This window comes from Candidatus Poribacteria bacterium, assembly GCA_021295715.1.
Classification (GTDB): Bacteria; Poribacteria; WGA-4E; order WGA-4E; family WGA-3G; genus WGA-3G.
In genome coordinates this window covers 1-4,553 of record JAGWBV010000150.1, presented here as the reverse complement: position 1 = coordinate 4,553, position 4,553 = coordinate 1, and the positions used below count along the sequence as shown (strand labels likewise).

The window sequence follows — 4,553 nt, the reverse complement described above, 5'->3', positions numbered from 1 at the left end:
GCCTCGGTTGTGCGTTCGACAACATCATCTGCACAAATGATGAGCTTAGGCTGAAGAGGACTGTCATGGAACCGGTCGCAGATTTGTTGGTATGCGCGGGCGTGCGTCATACCCATCCATCCCATGCCGATAATGCCGATCCCTATTGTGTTCTTTTCCATTTTTTTAATTTATTGAGTTCTTGGACTGCCTTCCATTCCATTACAGGCAGGTTTTTGAGTATTCTGGATATTCTTTTTAGAATCGAACCGCAAGCCCGTAATGAAATGGAGGGCGGCTCGAACACGGAAACCGTCAAATCACGAACCGCGCCATTTATCCGCAAGGTATAATTAAAAACCTTTTTTGAGTTGTCCCCATGTGGTTGCGAGTTTAGTTTGCGGCTCGACAGGACGCGCTTTCCCTGGACCACCGTTGTTGATATTCGGACCTGTGATTTCGACGTCATCAAAGTGAGCTTGCCCGTCTGCGACAACCAGCCCGGCTTGTCCACCTTTTAAGGGGTCATCGTCAATAACGGTGAAGACCTCGTCGTCGACTTGAAATTCGAGTGTGCCGTCTTCATGAACAGTGGCAGTGAGTTCATACCACGTATCGATTTCGGCATCAAATGGAAAGATGACGGGAAACCAGCTATCTCGAAGTGCTTTGACAATTCGAGCAGTGCCGAAAACATAGTCTATAAAAAAGAGGTAACGGGTATCTTCCTCACCTCTGTCATGAAGTGTCAGCCCGATACTTGGTGGTTCGTTCTTATCTTCCACTAATTTTGCGCGACAGGAAAGGGAATAGTTCTTCCATGTGAGTTCACCTGTGATCCAGAGACTCATGAAACCGGGCAGGAAGATTTCGCCGACGGCTTCGCCGTTGCTAACCCACCATTTCTCAACCTGTCGGTCGATGTTAAAGATTTTCCATTCACGAGTGTCTTTGTCTTCAAAGTCGTCGCGCCAGGTCCCCGCAAAGGCGGGGTGCCATGCCTGGACTGAAAAACAGATGATTGTAATGATTGCGAGTATAGGTGTTAATTTTTTCATTTTTTCTCCTCCGTGATTATACATTGTCCATCTGAATCCGCATAAGGGCAGGAACAGCAGTGTTCGAGATTTTTCTCATAGACCCCGCGCTGCAGTGCCAAAATTTTTTCCTGCCACTGTTCCTGAGTTTCCTGCAATTGTGCTGTGCTGAAGTGCATCTGTTCCCATCGACCGTGTTCGGTAAAGAAGAGATGAATTGTCACGGTCAATTGATTTGGATGTAGCTTATGTATGAGTAGGCTGTAAAGTTCCATTTCTGGGCGGGATGCCTCGAAACTCTGTATCCCGTCAGTCTTATAATTGATTACCTGATAGTTTCCTATTTCATCTTTAAAGAGTCTATCGAATCTACCATCAAGGATATGTCCATTGATGTCTGCGTGAATATTTTGATTAACCTGAACTGTGGATGCAGAGAATGCCGTTTCACCGAGTTCGGAGTTGATGAAATTATGGGCGTGTTTACGAAGTGTCGCTTTTGATTGCGTCGTTATTTCAGGATAATTCTCAAGTGCTTGGTCAATTGTGGTGTCAAGGTTTTCTATGTCTGATTGCCGTCTGATTCGTGAGAGTATGTAGCGGAGTGCTGCATCCCTCTCGTCTTCATCCGAATCCGGTGTTTCGTGCCCGTTCGTTGGGATTTGTAGAACGTCTTGTAACTGATACCGTAGCGGACACCGCGCATAATTCGCGAGTTCAGGAACAGAGAAAGCTGCGGAAGTACCGGTTGGTTCGAGTTTTCGTGGAAGCTCAGGGAAATCAACAGGTATTGCTTCGTCGGAAATTTCATCTGCGGATGCAGTCTCTGTGAGGGACTGATGGATCGGGATTTGGAGTTGGAAGGATTCAAAATTTTTGCTGTTTCCTGTGAACACTTCCAAGGAGACGGGCAGTTCCAGTAAGCGATCCTCTTCATCAATATTGAGGTATTCGTAGAGCCAACCGAGCACATTTATTGCGGGGAGTGTGCCTGATAAGATGAGCCGATCGCAAGCACGTGTTGTGCCGACATAAAACAATCGTTTCTTTTCGGCGATTTCTTTCTCGTTTGCTCGGTTTTTCATATGTGTAACAATGTTTGGTTCAGTTTTGCTGTAATCTTTATCGGGATTAAGAGGACTAAAACCGATACCGAACACTTCATCAATAAAAGGCTCTCTGTCTGTTTGCCCTTTCCGATCAAGCCTTGGGAGGATGACGACTGGAAACTGCTTTCCTTTGGAGGCATGGATCGTCATAATTTGCACTGCGCCACTATTTGCCTCAATTGGTGCCTGTCCCTCCCGTCGCTCTTCCTCAATGAGAATATCCAAAAATTCGATAAAGCCTGGGAGAATTTGCTTGGCTTCATCGCCGTCAAAGTTTCTGGCGTGTTCTAAGAGTTTTTGATAGTTTACCCAGCGTTGTTGTCCCTGCTTCCCGGTTTTCAGTGTCCCAATCATTCCTGTTTCATTAACGATGGTTACAATGAGTTGGTTTACAGGCATTCGGCGCGCGAATGGCAGATGCCTTTTTAAAGTGGATATCGCCGTGCGGAGATGATGAGACGGATCTTGGTAGTTCTGCACTTGATCCCAGAATTTTTTTTCTTTTCGGAGTGAAATTTCGTAGAGTTCGGTGTCGGAGATACCGAAAGCGGGACCCCGGAGGACGGCAGCAAGGGATGTTTGGTTTTCTGTTGGATTGTTAAGGAAGTTGAGATAATTCCAGAGGTCGTAGATTTCCTGTCGTTGGTAAAAACCGACACCACCAGTGGTGAGATAAGGGATGTCCGCTTCAAGTAAGGCATTTTCAATGTTGGGGAGATGTGTTCGGGTCTGAATGAGGATCGCAATGTCACCATACGCAATCGGATATTCCGCTTCCTGTCCATCCTTACCGCGCTTATAGATGGTTTCTGCGTTTGCCTTCATGCTTTTGATGTGGTGTGCGATGAGCGAGTATTCATCTGCTAAATCATCGCCCTGTTTTCCAAGCAGAATTTCGACTGTCCCATTTGATTTGATGGGTCGCGCTTGTGTAAGGGCTTCATACGCCACTTCAAATTCCGTCTCTTTTCCATCCCCCATCAAGTCATTGAAAAAGTAATTAACGAAACCGACGGTATCACGCAAGGATCGAAAATTCTCTGTGAGACGGATATCATCTCCTCCATTATCGGTGATTTTTTCCTTTGTCTTTGTAAATACGCGGACATCTGCGCCACGGAATGCGTAAATGCTCTGTTTTGGATCACCGACGATAAAGAGATTCGCTGCTTTGAGTTCGTTTGTGAGGAGCATCACCAGTTCGTACTGTAGTTCATTGGTATCTTGGTATTCGTCTACCATGTAGTACTTGTGTCGGGATACCAGTTTTTGTCGAATTTCTTTGTTATTGCGAAGGAGGTCTCGGGTTTTCAGCTGCAGGTCAGCGAAATCGAGTTTACCTTGAGAGAGTTTAGCAGTTCTGTACGCCCTTGAAATTTGGATGTATAGTGTGAGTAGGTCGTGGATAGTGCTAAGTAGGAAGTCATCGTCGGTTTCGTTTTCATCTGCTGTGTTTTTGTTGTTTTCGATGGGAGGTGCGGCTTTGATTTTTTTCGCAGTCGATGCAAGAAAATTGGTTTCAGCCTCAATACCTGTTGTTGTAACACGGTTCCCCAAAAAATCTCTTTTTGCAATGTCATTGCGAGCGGTTGTGATTAGATATGCAGTATCTGTAAGTAAGTTCAACGCGCCAGTCAGGTCTAAGTGTTGTCCATGTAATGTTTTTAACTCTTGTGTTAAGTCTTTGACTGCCTCTGCATTTTTGCCACTCGCGACCTGTAAAACAGTATTTAAGCATCGGATGAATTCAGGGATGTCAATTGTTGAAATGAGTCTTTCGCGGATCTGCTGTTTTCTTTCGTGAACCCGCTCTTGTAGGACCCCACGTATCTCTCTATCGTTTGGATTCTTATAAATTTCCTGCATGAGGTGTTCGAGAGTATCACGTTGATTTATCATAGTGGAGAGGAGATCCACCAGTTTCTGCTGTCCCCCGTAGCGTTGTAGCAAGCGTGTAAGTTCGTCGCGATGTTTATCTTCTTCGTTTGTAGCGATGTCCTTGAGGGTCTCTTTCAAGGTTTCTTGTAGTAAGAGTTTCTGATCAATGCCTTGTAGGATACTGAAGTTGGCTGGGACCCCCGCTTGGAATGGGAATTCTCGCAGGATACGTGAGCAGAATGCGTGGATCGTTGAGATGTGTGCCGTGCTCATTTTTTCGCGGAAACCTTGTAGCGAATTCTCTTGTTCTGAACCATCACGTTCTTCTTGAAGTGATAGTTCTTCAATAATTCGCTCCTTCATCTCGGCGGCGGCTTTGTCAGTGAAAGTGATGGCGACAATCTCTTGCGGATCGGCGTTACCTTCACGCAAAATTTTGAGATACCGCTCGACCAATACCGTCGTTTTCCCGGATCCGGCACCGGCGGTTACGCAGATGTGTTTGTCTGTGTTAAGGGCTTGTTGTTGACTCGGTGTTAGTCGCATTTTT

2 protein-coding genes are annotated in these 4,553 nt (G+C 45.8%); both read right to left on the bottom strand.

Annotation, left to right across the window (positions count from 1 at the left end):
* Window positions 1-332: 332 nt before the first annotated feature.
* Window positions 333-1,037 (bottom strand): hypothetical protein, encoded by a 705-nt coding sequence (locus J4G07_22035; protein ID MCE2416665.1) that lies wholly within the window; start codon window positions 1,035-1,037, stop codon window positions 333-335.
* Window positions 1,034-4,553, bottom strand: a 3,520-nt coding sequence (locus J4G07_22030) for a UvrD-helicase domain-containing protein (protein ID MCE2416664.1), incomplete at its 5' end; no start/stop codon positions are given. The genes J4G07_22035 and J4G07_22030, both read right to left, overlap by 4 nt.